We start from the raw sequence: 22602 nt of genomic DNA, 5'->3' as shown, positions 1-22602 counted from the left end.
TATGAAAGGTTTTGAAGTTCGGCATCGTCATTTCCGCACGCCGCTCGCATCGGCGACCTTGGTCGGAGGATTGAGGATTTTGCGGACAGCAAAATAGTCTTCCCGCGAGATGGTGCGTCCGATTGCGCCCGCTGCTTCACGAATCTGGTCCGGCCTCTTGATACCGCAGATGGCAACGTGAACGCCGGGATGCATCAAGGTGGCGGCCAGCACGAGTTGGTAGATGCTCAGTCCATACCCATCGGCTATCGGGCGCAGATTCTGAACACATTGGCAAAGATGGCGGAAGCGGTCCCCCTGGAAATCCGGATGATTGGCGCGAAAATCGGTGAAGGTTTCGTCGCCCTTGTATTTTCCCGTCAGGAGACCCTTATGCATTGGCGAATAGACCATCACCCCTACGCTTTCCGCTTGGCAGTAGGGGAGGAGGTCGCTTTCGATAGCGGGGTCGATGAGGCTGTAGGATGGCTGGATGACTGAATACGCCGCATACGTTCGTTGCGCGCGAAGCTGTTCGACAGTGTGGTTGCTCACTCCAAAGGCACGGATCTTGCCCTGACGGCGCAAGTCTTCGAGCGTCTCGGCTACGTCCTGAAGCGGCGTAAGCGGATCAAACATGTGCAGGAGGCAAAGATCAATGGTTTTCAGGCCCAGCCGTTTGAGCGAGGCCTCACAACGCTCGCGCAGGTATTGAGGTGAAAGATCGGGGTAGCGGGAAGCATCCAGATTGAAATGATTGAACCATTTTGTGCAAATCACCAATTCCTTGCGGGGCAATTCCTTAAGTGCTTCCCCGAGCACCGTCTCTGCGTACCCGTCGCCGTAGGCGTCCGCCGTATCGAAAAAGTTGATTCCCAGGTCGCAGGCGCATTTCATCGCGGCTATTGCGTCCCCCTTGGACTGGTCGCCCCAGAAACGCGGGCTGAGCTGCCAGGTGCCAAATGCGACCGGCGAAACGCACAAGCCGCTCCCGCCGAGGATAACGCGTCCCATGGGCCCTCCTTGCCGAGACAGCGAACGAATCTCGAAATCCTGTGCGGACGCTGTCCTCAGTTAAGTTCTTTCAAACACGACAATTATGTGGCAAGCATGCCGCGCCGCTCAACAAGGCGAGTCTCGGCGGCTGGCGCGCCTCTCGGCGACAAAGTCTCCGTTTCACAAACACCCGGGGCAACTCCGGAGCCGGACCCGAGACAAGAGGAACTTTCCGGGCAAAAAGGTGTTGTACTGAGGGAAGTGTTCGAATACGATTGCGCGGGTGGTGCAGTCATTCCACGAGAGCGGCTCAACATATCCCAAGAAGACATGCCGGGGAATGCGATGAAGAAAACCATGTTGGCGCTAGCGATTCTGGGGGCGGTCCTGAGCGCCGGGGCCGGGGAGCTTCAAGGACGAGACCCCTTCAGAGCGGACGGCACGGTCGTGCCGGGGAATCCCATCGACGAATGCGTCCTGGCCGAGCTGGCCAAGCGAACCATAGAACCCGCGCCGCTCTGTTCGGACGAGGTTTTTGTCAGGCGGGTCTATCTCGATGTGATCGGCACGTTGCCACAGCCCCAGGAAGTCCGCGACTTCCTGGACGACAAGACCCCCGGCAAGCGGACGGCGCTAATCGACGCACTGTTTGAACGCGAGGAATTCGCCGCTTACTGGTCGATGAAATGGTGCGACCTGTTGCGGGTCAAAGCAGAGTTCCCCATTAATCTGTGGCCGAACGCCGTGCAGGCCTATCACAAATGGATTTATGAGGCTATCCGCGCCAATATGCCGTATGACGAGTTTGCGCGCCAGCTCCTGACTTCGAGCGGCAGCAATTTCCGCGTAGCTCCGGTGAATTTCTACCGGGCGATACAAGGACGAGACCCCTCAAACATCGCCGATGCCGTCGGGCTGACATTCATGGGCGTGCGCCTGGACACGTGGCCCGAGCAGAAACGGGCGGACATGGCGGCGTTCTTCTCGCGGCTCGCATACAAGCCAACAGCCGAGTGGAAAGAAGAGATCGTCATGCTCGATCCGTCGGCGATGGAGCCCCTCGAAGCGGTTTTTCCCGGCGGGAAAACCGTTCGTATTGAGCCGGGCCAGGACCCGCGCCGGGTGTTCGCGGACTGGCTGCTTGCGCCAGGGAATCCCTATTTCGCGCGCAACATCGTGAATCGCGCGTGGGCGTGGCTTATGGGGCGCGGCATCATCCATGAACCCGACGACATCCGGCCGGACAATCCCCCCTCGAACCCCGCATTATTGGCCTGCCTGGAAGACGAGATGGTAAAGGGCGGGTACGACCTGCGGCACATCTTCCGATTGATTCTCAATTCGCGAACCTACCAGCAGTCGTCTATTCCGAACAGCGGCGATGCGGAGGCCGAGTCGCTGTTTGCCCAGTACCTTGTGCGGCAGCTCGATGCGGAAGTCTTGATAGACGCCTTGTGCTCGATTTTTGGTTCGAAGGAGAGCTATCTGAGCATGATCCCGGAGCCCTTCACCTATGTTCCGGAGTATCAGCGCACAATCCTTCTGGCCGACGGCAGTATTACCAGTCCATTCCTCGAGATGTTCGGGAGGCCGCCCCGGGATACCGGGCTGGAATCGGAACGGAACAACCAGCCGACGGATGGCCAGCGCCTCCATATGTTGAACTCAACCCATATTCAGCAGAACATTCAGCGGAGCTGGCGGCTCCGCCAGATACTCGAGAGCAACAAGGGCAAGCCGCAAAGAGCGGTGCAGCAGTTGTACCTCCTCATTCTGTCGCGGTATCCCACCCCAGAAGAGATGATTGCCGTCAAACAATACATGGACCAGAGCAGGCTGCCGGGTCCCCAGGCGGCAGCCGACCTCGTGTGGGCTCTGATGAACACCAAGGAGTTTCTGTGCCGCCACTAAATGGGCGAGAGACGAGGGCATAACCATGAAATCGCAGCGGACACGGCACGGCATCACCCGGCGCGAGGCATTACAGCGGGGCATTCTCGGAGCCGCAGGGCTGGCCTTCCTGAATACGCGGCGCCCGCTCGCGGCCCCAAAGGAAGCGCGCGCAAAATCCGTCATCCAGATCTGGATGTGGGGCGGTCCGTCGCACCTGGACACGTTCGACCCGAAGCCGGACGCGGGATACGACTACTGTGGTCCGCTGGATGAAACCATTGAGACCAACGTGGCCGGCATCCGGATTAACGCGACGCTCCCCTTGCTGGCCCAGCAGGCTGACAAGTACGCGATCATCCGCAGCATGACGCACGGGGTCAACGCCCACGAGACGGCGTCGTACATTGTGCAGACGGGGCGTCAGCCGGACCGCCTGGTGTATCCGTGCGTGGGGGCGGTCGTGGCCCTCTTCAAAGGGTACGACCACGGATACGCGGGGATTGTCCCTCCGTATGTAGTGTTAACGGAGCCCCAAGGCCGGTTTTCTGAAGCAGGCTTGCTCGGGCAACGGTATAAGCCGTTTGCCACGGGCGGAGACCCCAACCGGAACCCGTTCGTCGTGGAAGGCATCATAGCGGAAGGGATCTCGGATGAGCGCCAGTTGGGGCGGCGCGACTTGCTGCATGCCCTTGACTCGCTGGGCAAAGCCATGCCCGGAAACACCCAGTTTGCGCGGCTTGACGCCTGCGAAGAAAATGCCTATGGGCTGATGTTCGGCGAGGCCCGGCAGCTATTCGACCTGGCCTCCGAGGGCGATGAAATGCGCGACCGGTACGGGCGTAACACCTTCGGCCAGTCGTGTCTAATGGCCCGGCGTCTGGTCGAAAAGGGCGTGCCGTACGTCACGATCAACTACAAAGGCTGGGATACCCACAAACAGCATTTCGAGATCATGAAGCGCAAACTGCCCGAGATGGACCAGGGCATGGCCGCGCTGTTGCAGGATTTGTCGGAACGCGGGTTGCTCGATAGCACGATTGTGTGGTGGGGCGGCGAATTCGGGCGAAGTCCGAAGGTCGAATGGAACGCCCCGTGGAACGGAGGCCGCCAGCACTACGGCAAATGCTTCTGTTCGGTGGTTGCGGGCGGCGGATTCAAGGGCGGTCAGGTGGTCGGCGCGTCCGATGCCAGAGGGGAAGAGGTTGCCGAGCACCCTGTGTATCCGGTGGACCTTATCGGCGCCATGTACGAATTGCTGGGCATCGATCCCGACGGCCCGTTGCCGAATCCCAAGGGAATGGAACTCAGAGTCCTGCCCGAGCCGGGAGACGGCGTGCCGAGCGGCGGCCGTCTGACAGAAATCATCTGACGCGAGGAGTCTCCTGATGCGGATGTTCGTACGCGTGTTCTTCGTTGTTGCGCTGGTCCTGACATCGGCGGCCGCCGTGGCACAGCAGGGCAAGCAAGCGCCGCACATCGGCTACCTGTACCCGGCGGGAGGACAAGCAGGCACAACCTTCGAGGTGATCGCCGGCGGACAAAACCTTCGCGGCGCGAGCGGCGAGGCCTGCGTAACCGGCGGAGGAATCCAGGCTACCGTTGTTGAGGTCTACCGGCCGATTCGGAATCTGAAAGGGGACGAGCGCAAAGAGATCGCCCGGCGCATGAAAGAAGCCCGCGATAAACGTCTGGCGGAACTGAGGGGCGCGGATCCCGCCGCCGCGCTCGCAGCCAACCCGGAAAGCGTGCCCGCTCCAGGCGCGGCGCCGTCCGATACGGAAGAACCCGTTAAGGTGCCCGCGCACCCGTTGCTGGACCGCATCGGCGATATGAGCTTGAGAGAACTCGAGCACCTGCAGTATCTGCTCCTGAACTTCAGCAAACGGCAATTGAATCCACAGATTGGCGAGATGGCGCGAATCGAGGTCACCATTGCTCCGAATGCCGCGCCAGGCCCGCGCGAAATGCGGCTGCAAACGGCTATGGGTATCACCAACCCCATGGTTTTCGAGGTCGGCGCCTTGCCGGAAGTGCAGGAACTGGAGCCAAACGACCCGCAGGCCAAGAGCAAGCTCCCCAAGCCTGACCCCCTTGAACTGCCGGTGCTGCTGAATGGCCAGATCATGCCCGGTGACGTTGACCGGTTTGCGTTCCGGGCCGCGCAGGGGCAAAAACTGGTCATCGAGACCCACGCCCGGAGCCTGGTCCCCTATCTGGCGGATGCCGTGCCCGGCTGGTTCCAGGCGGAGCTGGCTCTCTATGATGCCAAGGGCGGCGAGTTGGCCTTTGTAGACGATTTTCGGTTCGACCCGGATCCGGTGCTGCTCTACGAAATCCCGGAAGACGGCGTGTACGAACTCGAGATCCGCGATTCGATATTCCGGGGACGCGATGATTTCGTGTACCGTGTTTCCGTGGGCGAGCAGCCGTTCATCACCGACATGTTTCCGCTGGGGGGACGCGCGGGCTATGACACTGTTGCGGCAATCAACGGATGGAACCTCCCTGAAACGCAGCTCCCGCTGAATACGGACCATGGCGCCAAGCGCATTCGGAAAGCCACACTTCAAAACGGACAGTGCTTGTCCAACGCCGTGGTTTACGCCGTGGACAAGCTGGAGGAGTGCGTCGAGTCCGAACCCAATAATACAGCGGACGCTGCTCAAGCGCTCGGAATGCCGATGCTTGTCAACGGCCGCATTGATGTGCCGGGCGACGTGGACGTTTTTCAGGTGCAGGGGCGGGCGGGCGATGTCATCGTGGCCGAGGTTCTCGCGCGGCGGCTCCGTTCGCCGCTTGACTCGCTGGTGCGCCTCGTTGGACCCTCGGGAACCGTGGTGGGATGGAACGACGATTTTGTGGACAAGGACCAGTACCTTTACCGGCTGGGCGGATTGCTGACCCATGACGCCGATTCCTGCCTGCAGGCGCAACTGCCTGAGGATGGCTTGTACTATGTGCAGATTGCTGATGCGCAGGGCCAGGGTGGAAGCGCATACGCGTACCGGCTGCGCTTGGGTCCTCCCCAACCGGATTTCGCGTTACGGATAACGCCTGCCAGTGTGAACATCACCACCGGACTCGCCGCGCCGATCTGTATGCACGCCTTGCGCCGGGACGGCTTTGACGGGGAAATAGAGGTCGCGCTGAAGGATGCTCCGGCGGGTTTCAGGCTGGATGGCGGGAGGATCCCACGCGGGAAGAGCAGCGTCCGGATGACCCTGACCGCGCTGGCAGGGGTATCGGGCGGACCCGTCGCACTTCAATTCGTGGGCCGGGCTATGATCGACGGACGCGAAATCAGCCGGCTGGCAACTCCGGCCGAGGATATGATGCAGGCGTTTCTCTACCGCCATCTGGCGCCCGCCGAAGAGTTCATGGTGTCCGTGACGGCTAAGAGGCGAGCCGCGCGGCCCATCGAGCTCGTAGACGGCGGAGTGGTGCGTATCCCCGAAGGCGGCAAGGTGGAAGTGCGCGTGAACGTCCCAAAGGTTCCTATGCTTGAGGCCGTGAAACTCGAACTGAGCGATCCCCCCAAGGGCCTGGCGCTCACGGACCTTCAGCTTGTGCCGGAAGGGCTGGCGTTCATGCTGTCGACCGATTCCGAGGCGCTCGAGCCGGGACTGGCCGGCAACCTCATCGTCGAAGCGTTCGTCGAGCGCCCGGCGGGCAAAGGCCCAACCCAGACGACACAGCGCATGTCGGTCGGGGTTCTCCCCGCAATCCCGTTCGAAGTCGTGACCCGGTGATACAACCCATCCCATCAACGAGCAGGATAGGCTTTTCCCGCTTTTGCGCGGCGTGCCCGGGCGCTTCTCTCCCGTCCCGGCATTTGAGAAAAATCCGTGAAGCAGGTATCATGCGGCCGGTTCCGGAAGTCTCTCGGCGGCCGTGCGCCCCAGCAGTATGCGCTTCGATTCCGTGGTGTTCCGCATAAAGCCGCCTTCGAACCCCAGGCAAGCGAGCAAGGAATGACTGAATGAAGACCCGCCGGCCCCCTTCTCAATGCCTGCTCCTCGCAATCCTTGCGGGGGTCTGCTGGCACGGCTTCGCCGCTGACCAGCCGCAGTGGGGGGAACGGCATTCCCGCAACATGGTGTCCTCCGAGACAGGTTTGCCGCAACATTTCGACCTTGCCACGGGCGAGAACATCAAATGGTCCGCCCCGCTGGGAAATGACGCCTATGCTTCGCCGGTGGTCGCGTCCGGGAGAGTGTTCATTGGAGCGAACAATTCCGAGCCGCGCGATCCCAGGCATCAAGGCGACCGCGCCGTGCTGCTGTGCCTGAATGAAAGCGACGGGAGCTTCGTGTGGCAGCTCGCGGTGCCGCGGCTGGAAGATGATCGGTATCTCGACTGGCCCAACATCGGCTGGTGCTCGCCCCCGACCGTCGAGGGAGACCGTGTCTACACGGTCACGAACCGGTGCGAAGTGGTCTGTCTTGACCTCAACGGTCAGGCGAACGGCAACGATGGACCCTATTCGGACGAGGGCCAGCACATGGCGCTCCGAGGCGAGCCGGCCATGGACATGTCCGTCCTGGATGCCGACATCATCTGGATGACCGATATGAAGGAGGCCGTGGGGATGTATCCTCATGACGCCGCCCATTGTTCCATCCTGCTCGACGGCCAGATTCTCTATCTCAACACGTGCAACGCCGTCGACAATACGCACAGGGTAATCCGCAAGCCCGACGCTCCCAGCCTGATCGCGCTCGACAAGGCGACGGGACGGGTCGTGGCGCAGGATGGCGAGCACATCGGCCCCCTGATTCTTCATTCCACATGGTCGTCTCCCTCTCTGGGGGAGGTCAACGGCCGGAGGCTGGTATTCTTCGGAGGCGGCGACGGCGTATGCTACGCGTTCACAGCGCTGAACCCTTCCGCGGCGCCGGAGACGGTTCAGACGCTCGAACGCGTGTGGCGGTTTGATAGCGACCCGGCCGGTCCCAAGGAGAATGTGCACATCTACCAGGGGAACCTGCAGGAAGGGCCCAGCAATATCAAAGGCATGCCGGTCTTTTACAGCAATCGCATCTACGTAACGGCAGGCGGCGACATCTGGCAGGGCAAGAAAAAGGCTTGGCTCAAATGCATCGACGCGGCTCAGACCGGCGACGTCACCGCAACCGCCGAGTTGTGGACGTATCCGCTTGAACTGCACGCCTGTTCGACTCCGGCGATCGCCGGAGGTCTCGTCTTCGTGACGGACTGCCGCGGTCTCCTCCACTGTGTCGATGCAGAGACCGGCGCGCCCTGCTGGACCCATGAGCTCAAACGGGAAATGTGGGGCTCGGCCCTCGTGGCGGACGGCAAGGTGTATGTCGGGTCCCAGGGACGCGATTTTTATGTCTTCGCCTTGTCGAAGGAAAAACAGGTTCTGTTTTCAACCGAATTCGATGCGCCAATCAACAGCACGCCCGTGGCCGCCAATGGCGTTCTCTACGTGGCGACGATGCGCCGCTTGTACGCAATTGCCGAAACCAAGACGCAGTAGGCGGCCCTATTCCCCGTCAGAATGGGAGAATCTGCGCCTTTACGGCGCCGGTCAGCAGGCCGGGTCACTCGGCACGAAGGGCGTCGAAGTTGTCGCGTCCGACGCCTATCCTGACCGCCAAAACGATGCATGCGGTTCCCATAAGCGCGATGCCCGCGAGGATGAGCCCCTGAGTGCCAAGGGAAACGGAGGAACCGGCAGATGCCACCGTGGGCAACATGGCGATGGCCGAGGCAACGCCGCCAATGGCAACACCCGTTCCCAGCAGGAACCCGTATTCGAGAAGAAACAGCCGGAGCAGAGCCTTGTTCTGGAAGCCCACCGCGCGGAGCAGGGCGATCTCACGACGCCGCTCAAGCAGGTTACGCAAGACCACAATCCCCAGGGCAGCGCTCCCCAGAATCATCCCCAGGCCGCCCAGCACCAGGAACATCGCCAGATATGTGGACTCGACGGCGTAGAACCGGCGGAGCCGCGCTACGGCGGACGAGGCGTCCATGCCTGATTTTGCGAACTCCGCATTCAGTTTGCCGGCCACTGATTCTTCCTGGCCCGGCGGGGTGTCCAACAGAAAGACGCGAAAGCCCTCTTCCGAAGGGAAAAGACGCGTAAACCACTCGTTGGAGACCAGTATGGCGCCCTGGAATACGGAAAGCCGCATGGGAAGGCGGCCCACCAGGCGCACACCGACCTCGTTTCCCGCGTCGTCGCGGTAGGTGAGTGTATCTCCGTCATCAACGCCGGTCTTCTTTTGAAGCCCCCACATCGCCGTGTCGGAATCGCCCACGAGGGCGGGCGCCGCGCCGCCGGGAAGGTCCAGTCGCAGCAGTTGCCACAAGCCGCTTTGCTGTTGCTCGGGCAGAAACGCGCCGAGCGCAGCCATCTCATCCACGTCAACCCCGAGAATCCGGGGCGTCTGAGCACGATTCAGGTTGAGGCAACTGGCGTCGTCTCCGTCACGAACCCGCAGGGCCACCGCGCCGACGCCGGGCAGGTCAAGCGTTTCCGCGGGATTCTGCGTCAGGGGAAGGGTCGTTTCCGCGAACAACTCGAATCCGCCCGTGCCCGAAGAACGCTTTCCCGCGTTCGCGGTGACGTCCTCCTGCATCGACGATACCGCCAGTACCAGAAACGCGCCCGTCGCAAGGAGCGTGGCGACACTCAGGCTCCGGCCGCTCCGCCGGGCGGTATTCTCGAGCGAGAGCGACGCAAGCGTGAGCCGCGCAACGGACCCCGGAGAGCGCATGCGCCCGAGAAGACAGCGGAAGAACCCAATGCCCGAGACCAGCAGCAACGCCCCGGCGCCGAAAAATACCAGGGCTACTTCCTCGACGTTTGCGGTCAGCGCATACACGATCAAACCCAGGGCAGCCAGGAGAATGAGCGCGGGCGGCCACAGGGCAGGCGCGCGGCTTCGTCGCGATGCCGTGCCCGCCGCATCCTGAGAAAAGTCCATGGTGAGTAGTTCGCGGGGCGAGTGGCGGGTCTGGCGCCACATCGCCAGGCCCATGGCTCCGAGGGCGCACACAAGACTGAGCGCGGCCCCGGTCGCCACAGTCCCGGGCGCCGCATGATAGAGAATGCCGGTCTGAGCGACCGCTCCCTGCCAGTAATGGCTCAACCCGAAGATAAGGGCCCGTGTGTAGAGGGTGCTTGCGCCTGCCCCGGTTACGGCCCCCAGAATGGCGCTCGCGGCCGCCTCCATCAAGAACACGATGCGGATGCGCGGCGTGCGGAACCCCACGGCGAGCAAGATGCCCATCTCGGACGCCCGGTGCTGCACGCCGAACACGAACAGCAGCGCCGTGAGAATCAGCGCAGCAACGATCAGAAAGAAACTCATCCCCAGAAACAGTCCGCCGAGGTCGATGGCCCTCTCGACGGCTTCAAACGCTTCTTGGCGGACCGGCGAGATCAACAGTCCCGCTTGCTCGGGCGTCACGTGTTGGCGAAGCGCATCAAGGATGGCGCTTTCCGAGGCAGCCGTGCCGGGGAAGCGGACTGTCATGAGGTTGCCATAACGGTTGCCCCACATTTCCTGCCCCGCGGCGAGGGTGCACAGAAACTTGGGCGTGGGACCGTATTGGTTCCAATATTCCTCGTTCGCCTTGTCAGCGAGACGTTCCTCGTCGAGGGGCATGCCGATACCCCAATCCTCGCAGCGCTCGACGTCGGTCAACCCGGGAAACTCGGGCATCAGGCCGCGTTCGGTCTCGAGTTCCGCCATTTCCACGATGCTGTGGACTGTGAAGCTGCGGGATTTCTCTACGAAATCGTTCGATGGCGTGAATTCGTAGTACCGCACCTCGATGGCGTCGCCTGGTTTCGCGTCGAGCTCGTCGGCGAGCCAGCGGTTAATCACCGCCTGCCCGTCGCGCATATCTCGTGGAACAGGGCCTGCAATCGCGAAGGAATACGGCGTCGACCGCTCGCCTTTCGAAATCGAGTTGACCAGGTAAGAGAGCGTTCCCTGCGCGCCGGGCAGTGCAAGGGCGGCTTCCGCCACCGCCTGTTGCAGGAAAATGCGGTCCGTTTCCAGTTGGATGATCCCGCCGGAATGCGTTCGCAATCTGAGACCCACGTAATCCGGCCGCCACACCTGTTGAAGGGCGGTTTCCAGTTCCGCCTGGCTGACGCCTTCTCCCACGAGAGCGAGGTTGACGCGCCCCTCGAGCCCGAGCTGTTCCTGAAGCCAGTGCAGGTCAACGAACGCGTTGTACGGCGCGGTCTGGGCTGCCGCGAGGCTGAAACGCCCAATACCTGAATCCGGCAGGATGGCTTTCACGGCGCACAGCGCGCGGGTCGAGGAATCCCCGGTGCGGGAAGAGAGCGGGGCGTCGCGCGGCAGGACGCCCGGTTTGACGATCCGAAGCGCCACCCTGTCGCCCACACCGACGCCCAGGGCTTCCGCGAGCCGCTCGTTCAAGGCTGTTTCATACTCGCCCAAAGGAAGCGCCGCGGGTGGGGCGAGGTCCCAGAAGTCCGCCGGGATGCCCACCACGCTCACCTGGTTGATCTGCCTGGACTGCTCAACATTGTCTGCGAGGGCCATCCCGCGCACGGCGAGGGCCGGGACGCCCGGCGCCGGCACGCTCTCGCGTAATCCGGCAACGAGGTCCTGCGAGAAAAAGCCCCCCCGTGATTCGACCGCGAAATGAATCGCGCCAAGGCGGGCAAGGGCATATTGACGGAGCGAATAATCGGTGCTGTCCCCTACCAGGAGCGCACCCGTAAGAATAGCGCCCGTCAGAGCCGTCCCCGCGGCCGCCCCGGCGTGCATGCGCCAGTGAAACCGGAGGCTGTCGAGTACCAGCCTCAGCAACGTCATGGGGTCTTCCCTCTCGGGTTGAGCAGTCCGTCGCGAAGTTCGAGTATCCGGTCCATTCGCGCCGCGACCGCCAGCGAATGCGTGACAACAAGCAGAGCCATGCCCTGTTCGCGGCCGAGTTCGAGCAGGAGCTCGACCAGTTCCGACGCGCTTTCCTCATTGAGCGAGCCGGTGGGTTCGTCGGCGAGTAAGAGACGCGGTTCGTTGATGAGCGCCCGCACCACGGCGGCGCGTTGCCGCTCCCCGCCCGAAAGCTGGCCCGGCCGGTAATCCGCCCGGCCGGACAGGCCCACGCGTCCGAGCAATCCGAGCGCCCGCGCCTTCTTGCTCTGCGCCCCCCCATTCACCAAGGCCGGGACCAGCACGTTCTCGAGCGTGGTGCACTGGGGCAACAGATGATGAAACTGAAACACGAATCCCACCGACGTATTGCGAAATCTCGCCAGCTCGGCGGAATCCAGCGCGCCCAGATCGCGGCCGTCGAACGTGACAGTACCGGATGTCGGCGTGTCAAGAGCACCGATCAGGTTGAGCAGCGTGCTCTTGCCGCACCCCGACGGGCCGACTACGGCCACGGACTCACCCCGCGCCAGACGCAGGCTGACCCCCTTCAGCACCTGCGGAGGATTTGGAGAACTCTCGTACGTCTTCGTGACGTCGCGGACCTCAAGCAAAGCTGATGTCTCATTCATAAACAGGCGCCTCCTGACTGCGGCCTAACGGAAGGCGGCCACTGTTCCATCATCGCATCCGACAATCACCAGTCCGTCGAAGATGGCTGGCGACGTTATTTCGTCGCTGACCTCATGGGACCACAGTTTGGTCCCATCTTCAAGCCGCAGCAGGAACAGTGTGCCCTCGGAACCGGCAACCACTTTGTCGCGGGCGATAACGGCAGACGTCACAAGCCCTCCAGCGTGAAAGGTCCACTTCGACGCGCCTGTCTCGCGTTCGAGCCCGTGGACATCGCCGCTGGCGCATCCGAAGACCACCCACTGGCGGTCTACGGCAGGCGTGGTGAACGCTTCGGCCGTGCAGTCCGTATTGCGCCATGCGACGCCGCCCGTTTCCGTCCTGGCTTTCAAAACCGCGCCGCTGCGGCTGCCAGAGTAGGCCTCATCATCGATAACCGCGACCCCGCCCGCCACCTGGGATTCATCGCCCATGGGGATATCGTGCAATCGTTCGCCGGTTTCGGCGGAAAACACGTGCAACGCCGCGGCGCAGCTTCCAAAAACAGCCGTTCCGCCGCCGACGCCGGGCGAGCCGTCGCAACGCTCGACCCCTTGTGACTGCCAGACAGGCTGGCCCGTCTGGAAATCCAGGCAATGAAGGACGCCGCTGCCCTGCTCGATGACGTACACCCGGACGCTCTCGGAGCCGCTCTCCTTCGGCGTGACTACGGCCACGTTCGCCGCGCCCAGGATCGTGCCGTCCAGGTCCGCCTGCCATTTCACCTCGCCCGACGCGGCATCGAGTGCGAACAGGATGCCGTCTACCGAGCCGGCAAGAAGCGTATCGCGGAAATAGGTGAGCGGCGCGTCGAATTGCTGTTCCTTGGGGGACCACTTGTCGCGCGCCTCGCGCGGAATTGCCACGGACCAGATTTCATTGCCCTGACTGTCGATAGCGAATATTCGCCCCTTGTTATTGACGAAATAGATACGCGCGCCGCCCGCTACCGGGGTGGTGACAACCGGTGCTCCTGCCAAGAAACGCCAGGCGAGGGTCAACTCGTTGGGCAACGGCGTCTCGGTGATGCCGCTCAGCGAGAAATCGCCGTGGTACGTGTTCCACGGAACTTCTGCCGGGCCTTTGGCGGCGTCCGTGTGCCCGTCTGCGTCCTGCGCAGCGGAGTCCGGGGAGTCTTGTTGCGGCGGCGTCCCGGTATCGTTGCCGCAGCCGGTCAGGCCCAAGACGGCCAGCGACGCCATGAGCAGAAGCCAACGAGCGCAGTCTTTCATGATTTCACCAGGTTCGTGTAGACCGCCAGGACGTTTTCCATGGTCTTCTCGACGCTATACTGGGCGAGGACGGCCTCGCGTCCGCGCCGTCCGAGTTCATGCGCGCCAGCACGGTCGAGCAAGAGCTGTTCAAGGGCGTCTCTCAGGCCATGTTCCGTGTTCGGCTCGTACACGGTGCCTCCGCCGGTCTTCTCCATGATCTCAGGGAACGCGCCAGCGGCCGGTTGCACGACAGGCACCCCGCACGCCAGCGCTTCGATGATAAAGGCGCCGAACGCTTCGCCGCCTGGAACCGGCACCGACAGGACCGACAGCGAACGCAGAAATGCGTGGCGCGATGCCCTGTCGAAGTGTTCGAGGAACTCGACGTCCGCCTCCATATGGCGTTTGCGCAATTCGGATTGGATGTGATTCAGAAAAGCGGTGTCTTCGGCGGTCTGCCCGCCGGTGACCCGCAGCTTGAGGCCTGGTATCTTGCCGCGCTGTTTCAATTGGATGAAGGCGTCTACCAGAAGTCCGAGGCCAAGGCATTCGCTCATGCGCGACAGATACCCGATCGCGGGCGGGTCCGACGGCGCCGGCGCGGGCTCGATGTCTTCGAATTCAATGCCTACGGGCGCGACGGCGAGCTTTTCAGGCGGGATATTCATGCGGCGGGTCATGACACCGGCGTACCAGTTGCTTACCGCGATGAACCCGTCGACTTCGCGGGCGCGCTCGGACATGGTCTTCCAGCATTGGCTGCCGTGGGGCTCGGGAATGGCGTCGAGCCAGGTGTCCTCATCCTGGAGGCTGCACACCAGAGGGATGTTGAGCGCGCGTTTCAGTTCCGTGGCAACGCCCAGCAGAAGCGAGTTGGACGCGTGAATCAAAGCCGGTCTTTCGTGGTTCTTGAGCCATTCGGTGAGGCGGTCAATTTCCTTGCGCTGGTTGCCCAAACGCCCCTGCAGCATGGAAAGAGTCATCGGACCTAGGGCGGCGGCATTGGTCGAGCCTTCGCGGGCGGCCGCTTGTTTCAGCATCCAGCCGGAGTCAAAGAACCTGTCAAGCCAGCGCGGCGTCCTCCGAAACAGGCCGAACTTCTGCTGCAGATACACGTTGATCCCGCCAAAGAACACTGGCGCATGGTCCTCAAGACCTTCGGCGTCCACCTTCAACGGCAAATAGAGGGGGACCAGCGTAACCTCCACCCCGCGTCTGCGCAGGGCCCGCATCAACGCGCCGTCGCGTATGCAATTCTGGCAGTAGAATGTCCCGCCGGTTCCCGGAATCAACTGCACGACTTTCACGATTCCCGCTCCTCTTGATTCCGCCATGCCAATGCGGCCGTGGGACAGGCCTCGGCGCACTCGCGCGCGGTCTTGGTCAACGCTTCCTCGAGGGACCGTCCCAAAGGAGGCTGCACGCGCACATCAAACCCGCGCTGGACGAATGCCATGCCAAACGGCTCCCCCCGGACGGCCGTGATCTCAACACAAAGACCGCAGCGAATACATTTCCCCGGCTCGAAGAAGACGGAGCCGGTTACCTCGGACGCTGCTATGGGCGGACGGTTCACCTCACGGTATGCGAACTGCTTCGCCCCATACTCGGTCGCGCACTGCCTCAACTTGCAGGAAACCTTTTTCAGACAGTCGCAATGCAGACACCGTCTTGCCTCGTCTTCGATGACGCCGTGCTGGCGTCCCCGCCCGTGCGTGGCGGCCTCCATGCGATGCGCGGCGAACGCGGCCATCTCGGATTCATGGATCTCGACAAGGCGGCAATCGAACGGTTTTTCGTGGAACGCGGACGGCTGGCCCCGGAGAAACCGGTCCGCCTCGTCCGCCACTTCCTTGCCTTCTCCTACAGCATTCACCGCCATCGGGAATTCAATGGCCGTGAACACGCGATCCTCGTCTTCGGCGTCCTCGAGGGCATCGTCCTGGCAGGCCAGGACCACGGCATCATAGGTTTTCAACACTTCCTCGATGGCAATCTCCCTCCCAACCATGCAATTGGTGCGCAGTTCCACCCCCAGGCTCAAGATAGACTCGACCTCGGACTGGAATACGCGCGCGGGCAGCTCCTCTTCGCTCAGGTCGCGCAGAGGCCCGCCCGGCCGGTCCTCGCGCTCGAATACCGTGCACCTGTGGCCCCTTCGCGCGAGCGTCCATGCCGCCGACAGCCCCGCGATGCCACTCCCGACAATGGCGACGCGCCTGCCTGTGGACTCGGGCCGCTCGGGCACAACGTTGCCCGGCGCCATGACTTCTTCCGCAAGGCGGCGGTGCATCTCCTTGATGAGCAATGGTTCGTCAAAGGTTCCGCGATGGCATCCGCGTTCGCACGGCGCGTTGCAGACCCACCCCAGCGTTCCGGGGAAGATCAACGCATCCTTGGCGAGGCGCGCGGCCGCGTCCAGGTCTCCGGCCCCTGTCTTTCGCATCATGAGGGGCACGTCGAGCGCGGCGGGGCAGATGCGCCGGCACGGGGCTTCGCAATCGCCCACATGCTCGCTCAACAGAAGCTGCAACACCTCCTTGCGCGCAGCGCGTATCGCCCCGGTACCGGTTTCGATGACCATGCCGTCGCTGGCCCTCGTGGAACAGGACGGGAATGTCTTGCCCGTCTGCTTATCTTCAACGACGCAAACCATGCACGACGTAAGGGGGCGCACTCCGCGGACGTGGCACAGTGCGGGAATCTCGATCCCGAGCAGGGCGGCCGCGTCCATTACCGACGCGCCGGGGGGCGCATCCACGGTTTGGCCGTCTATGGTCAATCGCGGCATCGTGTCATTCCACTTTCACTGCATCTACGGGACAAATCTCGAAACAGCCATTGCACCGGGTGCATATTCCGGCGTCGATTTCGTGTTGTTCGTAGGGCCGGAACGCAATAGCGCCGGAGGGGCAATTCAGCGCGCATTTCGTGCAGCCGATGCATTTCTCGGTTATCGAATAGGTGATCAGTCCCTTGCATTTGCCCGCCGGGCACCGTCCCTCGACATGCGCCTCGAATTCTTCGCGAAAATACCGCAACGTGGTCAATACAGGATTCGGCGCCGTCTTGCCCAGTCCGCACAGGCTGTTGTTCTTCACGATGTGGGCGAGGCTCTCCAATTCCGCGAGGTCGCCAATCTCGGCCTTGCCCTCGCACAGCCGATCGAGGATCTCGAGCATGCGCTTCGTACCCACGCGGCAGGGGGTACACTTCCCACACGATTCCAATTGCGTGAACGAGAGGAAATACCGGGTCATCTCGACCATGCAGTCGCTGTCATCGAGCACAACCAGTCCGCCGGAACCCATCATCGCGCCCGCGGCCGCCAAAGCCTCAAAGTCGACCGGCGTATCGCCTAATGAGGCGGGGATACAGCCGCCTGAAGGACCGCCCACTTGGACGGCCTTGAACTTCTTTCCGTCCTGGACCCCGCCGCCGATATCTTCCACGATCTCGTGGATAGTCGTGCCCATGGGCACTTCAATAAGCCCGCCGCGGTTCACTTTTCCCGCCAGCGAGAAGACTTTTGTGCCCTTGCTGTGAGCGGTCCCCAACGCGGCGAACGCTTCCGGCCCGTGGCGGATGATCCAGGGCACCAGCGCGAAGGTCTCGGTGTTGTTCACCAGCGTCGGGCAGCCGTGGAGTCCTTGCTGCGCGGGGTACGGCGGCCGGATGCTCGGCGTGGCGCGGCGGCCCTCGACCGCGGCCAGCAGGGCCGTTTCTTCTCCGCACACGAACGCGCCCGCGCCCGGCATGACTCGAAGACGGAAGGCGTGGCCGCTGCCGCGTATGGTATCGCCGAGGTATCCCGCCGTCTCGCAGATGCGAAGCGCCTCTTCGATGCGTGCGATGGCCAGGGGGTATTCCGCGCGGATGTACAACAGGCCCTCGTGCGCTCCGACGGCGAGCGAAGCGATGATTATCCCTTCGATGACCCGGAAGGGGTACGATTCGAGGATCATGCGGTCCATGAAGGCGCCGGGATCGCCCTCGTCGCCGTTGCAGACCACGTATTTGGGCTCGCCCGCCGCCTCGCGCACCGCTTCCCACTTGCGCGCGGTCGGAAATCCCGCCCCGCCTCTCCCCCGAAGCCCGCTTGCGCCCACGATGCCGATAATCGCGTCCGGTTCCAGACCGGCCCCCGAACCGGACACCCGGGGTACAGGCCCCGGCAGGCATTTGGCCAGGGCTTCGAATCCTCTTAACCGCAGGTACTCTTCAAGATCGGTGGGGTCGAGCTGGCCGCAATATTCCGTGGCTAGACGCTGCTGTTTGCTCAGGAACGCCGCGACCGGTTTGTCGCGCACGTCGATGCCGTGCCGTTCGATCACGTCGCGATGGTCGCCCGTATACGCGTTCTCCAGCCACTTACTGATGCCTTTCCGAATGCGCACGCTTCGTTTGCGCGGCGCAAAATGACGGCGGACGATCTCGGGGACGTCTTCGGCCTGCACTTTCGCATACAGACAAGGCGGTCGGTCCGGCAGATGCACCTCCAACAGCGGGGTCTGGTGGCACATCCCCACGCAGCTCACGCGTTTGACCCGGATATGCGCGTCGATCGATTGGAGCACGTCTTCCAGGGCGATGCGGACCTTGTCGCTGCCGCCCGCGACGCAGCAGGAACCGAGACCGACGCGGATTTCACCCTCGGGCACGGTTTTACCGTTGCCGTGCTGAAGGGGGCGCTCCTTCTTGTCAGCCTCGTTGGCCAGGAAGTCCTCGATGACCTGCGAGACGTTCTCGGGCTCAACGTGGCCGTAGGTTACGCGGTCGATCTGTACGGCGGGCGCGAGGGTGCAGCAACCCAGGCAGGCGACCCGCTGGACCGTGAATACGCCTTGTTTGTCGGTGTCTTCTCCCTTGCCTAGGCCGAGTTCCTTGGCGAAGGCCTCGAAGACCGCCGGCGCGCCTTTCACGTGGCAGGCCGTGCCGTCGCATACCCGGATGGTGTGTCTGCCCATCGGGCGCCTGCGGAACCGGGTGAAGAACGTGGCCACGCCCTCGATCGTCGCGGGCGTGATCTCGGTGATTTCGCACACGCGGTTCAAGGCGGCGTCGGGCAGGTAGTGAAACCGGTCCTGGATCGCGTGGAGAATCGGTATTACGGCCTCTTTGCCGCGGCCAATCTCCGCCACGAGCCGGTCGATATCGTCTATGCAGAATCTAATTTCCGTCATGGGTCTCAATGCAGATGAGGCGGCGCTCGGTGCGCACGTACATGCGTCCATCGAGGTATGCCGGGGTGGCGTACACGGGCTCGCCCATCCCCGGCGCGCCTATCAGCTCGAATTCCTTGCCTGTCCCGAAGATGTTCATGGTCCCCTGCAGGTCGGCCGCGTAGATGCGGTCACCGACGCGAATCGGAGACGAGTAGAATCCCTGTTCAAATTCGTGTAGCCACACCTCTTCGCCGGTCTGTTTGTCCAGGCAGGCGATTTCGCCCAGCGACGTCGCGATATAGAAATAGTCGTCGCTGTTCGTCGGACTCGACACTTCGGGCAAGGCGTCCTCCCATTGCCAGATGATCTCGGATTGCGGGGCCTCGTTCGACCCCGAGAGACGGACCGCCGTCGCGACGGCGTATTCGTTGGCCACGAACACCACGTCCCCGGAAATGGTTGGGGAAGGCGCGACCTCGCCGTCGAGCCCCTCCTGTGTCCACAACAACTTGCCCGTCCGCGGCTCATACCCATCCACGTCCAGCTCGGACGCGAGGATAAGTTGAAATCCGAAAGGCGTCGGCGGGCACGCGGGGGATGCCCACGAGATCTTCTTTCGGGCGGTCACCCAGACTTCGTTGCCGGTCGCCGCCTCGAGGGCCATGATTCGGGGCTGTTTGCTGTCGTCGAGCTGAACATAGACCTTGTCTTCGAACGCGAGCAACGATGACGCGTGCCCGTAGTGGTTCTCGGGCACACCGAGGTTGCGCCCCCAGACCAGGTTGCCCTCGAAATCGTAACACGCGATGTCAGCCGTGGCGAAGATGGCAAATACGCGCGCGCCATCCACGGCCACGGTGGGCGCCGCATAGCCGGTGTCTTCCGAGATCTTCGGCGGAGTCTCAGGCGTGCCGGGAAATGTCGGCAGGGCTTGCCGCCAGACCAATTCGCCGGTCTCGGTGTCGTAGCAGTAGACCTCGCGCACGTCTTCCGTCGCGCCGCTGAGGAAGAGCCGGTTGCCCCACACCACCGGCGAATTGAAGTCTACCCGCGGCGTTTCAACGTTCCAACGGATACCGTCGCCTGTCTGAATATCCCACTGGGTGGGCGCGGTCGTGAAATGAGCGACGCCGAAACCTCCGGGTCCCCGGAATGACGGCCATTGTGTGAGCATCTCTTCCCACGTTGGGAACTCTTTGGCAACCGTGCCAGGCGGCGTACCGTTCTCCGCCGGTTCGGCGGCGGCCGCCATTTCCGCACCCGGGGCGGGGATATCGGTGGGGGTCATGTAGGCAGCGGCCAGCGTTACCAGTATGAGGATGACGGCTACGCCCGTGATGAGTTCCTTGGACTGCGCGAGGACGCGCCAGTACCCGGCGCTGTCGGGGGCGCCTCCCGGTACCGGCGTCTTGGGATTCCAGCGCGCCGCGAGGCGAAAAGCGGCAAGAAACACGATCGCCCCCGCCAACAGCAGCCGGCCGCCGATTCGCAATTGCGCCTGGCTCGTGAAGAACGCTTTGCGCACGAGCAGGTCCAGCGCCCGAATCTGGTTGACAAGCGCATCGTCTTGTTCGGAGGACGCGGCCAGCTGTTCGCGCAATTTCAAGAGCTCGGGGTTGTCCAGAGGCTTGGTTGCCTGAATCTGCACGTAGTTGATGATCAGCAACGCTGCCAGCACGAGCGTGAATATCCCCGCGACAGCCGCGACCGTGGCCGCGATACGCCACTTCGCCTTGTCCGGCACAAACTCAGGTTTTCTGTTCTGCAACTGCGACATCATCCTTCTCAACCGGGCAGTAGGGGAAGCACCGGGCGCAACTGACGCACGCCTGCCGGTCGGTTTCGTAGTCTTCCCGTCTGCGCGCGATAGACAAGCCAACCAGTTTTCCGGCAATCACAACTCCCAGAAACGCGCCCAGCAGGACTGACTTCCACTTGAAATCCGCCCGTACCGCACGCGCTTCGGCATACAATTCGGCATTGGTCTTCACACTTGCGCGGAAAGCTTCGCTCTCGATGGTCATATTATCGTAATAGCCCATTTCTTCGCCCGCGATGCGTTCGGCGAGCCGCACGGTGGGGTGAAGCCGTGCCAGCATCGCATGAGACGCGTACCCCGTTACCGCGCCGAACCCAACGATGATCGGCGCCAGGGCAAGCATCACGCCAAGCCTGCGCCCGCCTTCTCTTCTCGTGACCGGAGTTTTCTCCGGGGCGGGGAAGTTGATAGCGCCGTAGGGACAGGCGTCTTCGCAGAGGCGGCATTGTATGCATTCCCGCGGGGTAATACTCGCGTGCCATTTTGAAAAACGGCTCATCCATCCCAGAAGCACGCCGTAAGGACACAGAAACCGGCAGTACGGACGCCCGATGAACAACCCCACCAGCAACAGAATGCCCCCCGCCAGGAACATGTTGAGACTCGCCCCAAACCGGAAGAAACCGACGAAGGGGTCGTACAGGCATATCAGGTACCCGGAACCGGTGGCGACCGCCAGTATGGTGATCCCGAGATAGAGATAGGGAATGATGCCCAGCACCCGGTCGACCGCCCGGGGAAGTGTTGCCGGGCGAACCGCGGCCACCTCCTGGATTGCCCCGAGAGGACATACCGCCGCGCAGAATACCCGCCCGAAGAACAACGCGAAAACCAACGGAAGCAGGAAGAACGCCGCCACCGCCATGTGCACGGCGCCCAGGCCGAGCATGCCTTCCGCAACGTTCTGTATGGAGCCAACCGGACAAACGCAGCCCTCGCGCCAGAATCCGAAATACGCCAGCGAGCAGAGGGTCAAACCAAGAACCGCCGGCCGCGACCGGCGCTTCAACACCAGCCACGACGCCAACCCGAGCGCGGCGGCCAGAATGGCGGCGTCCCAAAGATCGTTGGTGCGGCCCGCCGGCGGCGTGTGCATCTCGGGGTATTCGTACCCGGACTCGAACTCGGGCATCGGAAAACGGAACTCCGCCCATGCGCCGCCGCCAAGAAGAAGCAGGGCGATCAGTATGTGCGCACGGGTCCTCAAAGTGTTCATTCCTGCACCGAGCCCCCTTCCGGCCTCGTTTTCAACAAGTACCCCTCTTCCGCAGGGATGCGGCGGTATGCCCCAGCCGGACATGACCGCGCGATGGCGCATTCGTTGCAGTGGACGCAGAGCTCCTGCTTGACCTGCAGGTATAGCGAACCGTTGCCAAAGAGCGCGCACCCTTTCACGCACTTGCCGCACCCGACGCAGAGGGCTTCGTCAATCGTGTACTGGAAGAAGGGGTCCTCGATGAATGTGCGCTTGATCGCCGACACCGGGCACAGTTCATTCTCGGCGCCGGTATCGCGTTTCCTGGCAGTGGCTTGAAGGTAGCCCCCGCACAGGTCGCAGTAGCCGCATATCCGGTATGAATGCACGCATTTCACCGCGGAGGGGCTGAGCACACACTCGGTGGCGCATCGTCCGCATTGCACGCATTTCTGCGGATCGAGCTGCCACACCGTGTCGCCCGGCGCCGGGGCGGCGGCTTTCCAGATGATTCCCCCCGCGCCCGCGGCGGCCGCGACACGGATGAAGTCGCGGCGGCGGAGTTGCCTGTTCCCGCTCATGGTTTGGCCTCATCGCGTTGTTGCCGGATCGGGCACGCCGCATAGACCCGGCATGCACTGCATGCCCGGGTATCAACGCACGCGCCGGCTTTCCTGCAACGCCATACGAGTACTCCGCCCACGAGGGTCAGGCCGCCCAACAGGCATGCCCGCACCACGCCGGTGAAGAACTCGCGCCGCTTCATGTCTGGCGTATCCAT

General features: G+C 62.7%; 15 protein-coding genes. 4 read left to right on the top strand and 11 right to left on the bottom strand.

The genetic code is table 11. The annotated features are described in order from the left end of the window. Nucleotides 1-27: 27 nt before the first annotated feature. On the bottom strand, nucleotides 28-993 hold the full coding sequence (locus PLJ71_07035; protein ID HQM48426.1) for an aldo/keto reductase: 966 nt from the start codon (nucleotides 991-993) through the stop codon (nucleotides 28-30). Between the two features lie 327 nt (nucleotides 994-1320). On the opposite strand from PLJ71_07035, the gene PLJ71_07030 reads away from it, so the two are divergent. The 4 genes from PLJ71_07030 (at nucleotide 1321) to PLJ71_07015 (ending at nucleotide 8368) form a co-directional block, all read left to right on the top strand. Further along, entirely contained in the window at nucleotides 1321-2886 is a 1566-nt protein-coding gene (locus tag PLJ71_07030; GenBank protein HQM48425.1) for a DUF1553 domain-containing protein, read from the top strand. A 25-nt stretch (nucleotides 2887-2911) separates the two neighbouring features. Continuing rightward, nucleotides 2912-4237, top strand: coding sequence for a DUF1501 domain-containing protein (locus PLJ71_07025; protein ID HQM48424.1), 1326 nt, complete (start codon nucleotides 2912-2914; stop codon nucleotides 4235-4237). 16 nt (nucleotides 4238-4253) lie between these two features. Further along, complete coding sequence (locus tag PLJ71_07020; protein HQM48423.1) at nucleotides 4254-6617, top strand: hypothetical protein; 2364 nt, start codon at nucleotides 4254-4256, stop codon at nucleotides 6615-6617. 230 nt (nucleotides 6618-6847) lie between these two features. Next, on the top strand, nucleotides 6848-8368 hold the full coding sequence (locus PLJ71_07015; protein ID HQM48422.1) for a PQQ-binding-like beta-propeller repeat protein: 1521 nt from the start codon (nucleotides 6848-6850) through the stop codon (nucleotides 8366-8368). A 64-nt stretch (nucleotides 8369-8432) separates the two neighbouring features. Here PLJ71_07015 and PLJ71_07010 read toward each other — a convergent pair whose 3' ends face one another. Genes PLJ71_07010 through PLJ71_06965 form a run of 10 tightly spaced genes read right to left on the bottom strand, consistent with a single transcriptional unit; the run spans nucleotide 8433 to nucleotide 22602 of the window. Beyond that, complete coding sequence (locus tag PLJ71_07010) at nucleotides 8433-11696, bottom strand: ABC transporter permease (GenBank protein HQM48421.1); 3264 nt, start codon at nucleotides 11694-11696, stop codon at nucleotides 8433-8435. Next, a complete protein-coding gene (locus PLJ71_07005; GenBank protein HQM48420.1) occupies nucleotides 11693-12388 on the bottom strand; it encodes an ABC transporter ATP-binding protein in 696 nt (231 codons plus the stop codon). The genes PLJ71_07010 and PLJ71_07005 overlap by 4 nt, the downstream gene beginning before the upstream one ends. 24 nt (nucleotides 12389-12412) lie before the next feature. Continuing rightward, a complete protein-coding gene (locus tag PLJ71_07000) occupies nucleotides 12413-13660 on the bottom strand; it encodes a PQQ-binding-like beta-propeller repeat protein (protein ID HQM48419.1) in 1248 nt (415 codons plus the stop codon). Further along, nucleotides 13657-14949: a glycosyltransferase family 4 protein gene (locus PLJ71_06995; GenBank protein HQM48418.1), complete on the bottom strand. Its 1293-nt coding sequence runs from the start codon at nucleotides 14947-14949 to the stop codon at nucleotides 13657-13659. The genes PLJ71_07000 and PLJ71_06995 overlap by 4 nt, the downstream gene beginning before the upstream one ends. Beyond that, the gene (locus tag PLJ71_06990) at nucleotides 14946-16433 is read right to left on the bottom strand and encodes an FAD-dependent oxidoreductase (GenBank protein HQM48417.1); all 1488 of its coding nucleotides are present in this window, start codon (nucleotides 16431-16433) and stop codon (nucleotides 14946-14948) included. Before PLJ71_06990 ends, PLJ71_06995 begins: the two co-directional genes overlap by 4 nt. A 4-nt stretch (nucleotides 16434-16437) precedes the next feature. After that, nucleotides 16438-18825 (bottom strand): NAD(P)H-dependent oxidoreductase subunit E, encoded by a 2388-nt coding sequence (locus PLJ71_06985; GenBank protein ID HQM48416.1) that lies wholly within the window; start codon nucleotides 18823-18825, stop codon nucleotides 16438-16440. Continuing rightward, entirely contained in the window at nucleotides 18812-20575 is a 1764-nt protein-coding gene (locus tag PLJ71_06980) for a PQQ-binding-like beta-propeller repeat protein (GenBank protein ID HQM48415.1), read from the bottom strand. The genes PLJ71_06985 and PLJ71_06980 overlap by 14 nt, the downstream gene beginning before the upstream one ends. Continuing rightward, entirely contained in the window at nucleotides 20556-21842 is a 1287-nt protein-coding gene (locus PLJ71_06975) for a 4Fe-4S binding protein (GenBank protein HQM48414.1), read from the bottom strand. Before PLJ71_06975 ends, PLJ71_06980 begins: the two co-directional genes overlap by 20 nt. Further along, the gene (locus PLJ71_06970; protein ID HQM48413.1) at nucleotides 21839-22402 is read right to left on the bottom strand and encodes a ferredoxin; all 564 of its coding nucleotides are present in this window, start codon (nucleotides 22400-22402) and stop codon (nucleotides 21839-21841) included. The genes PLJ71_06975 and PLJ71_06970 overlap by 4 nt, the downstream gene beginning before the upstream one ends. After that, on the bottom strand, nucleotides 22399-22602 hold the full coding sequence (locus PLJ71_06965; protein ID HQM48412.1) for a hypothetical protein: 204 nt from the start codon (nucleotides 22600-22602) through the stop codon (nucleotides 22399-22401). Before PLJ71_06965 ends, PLJ71_06970 begins: the two co-directional genes overlap by 4 nt.

This window comes from Candidatus Hydrogenedentota bacterium, from assembly GCA_035416745.1.
Classification (GTDB): domain Bacteria; phylum Hydrogenedentota; class Hydrogenedentia; order Hydrogenedentales; family SLHB01; genus UBA2224.
This window is presented reverse-complemented; position numbering and strand designations above follow the sequence as displayed.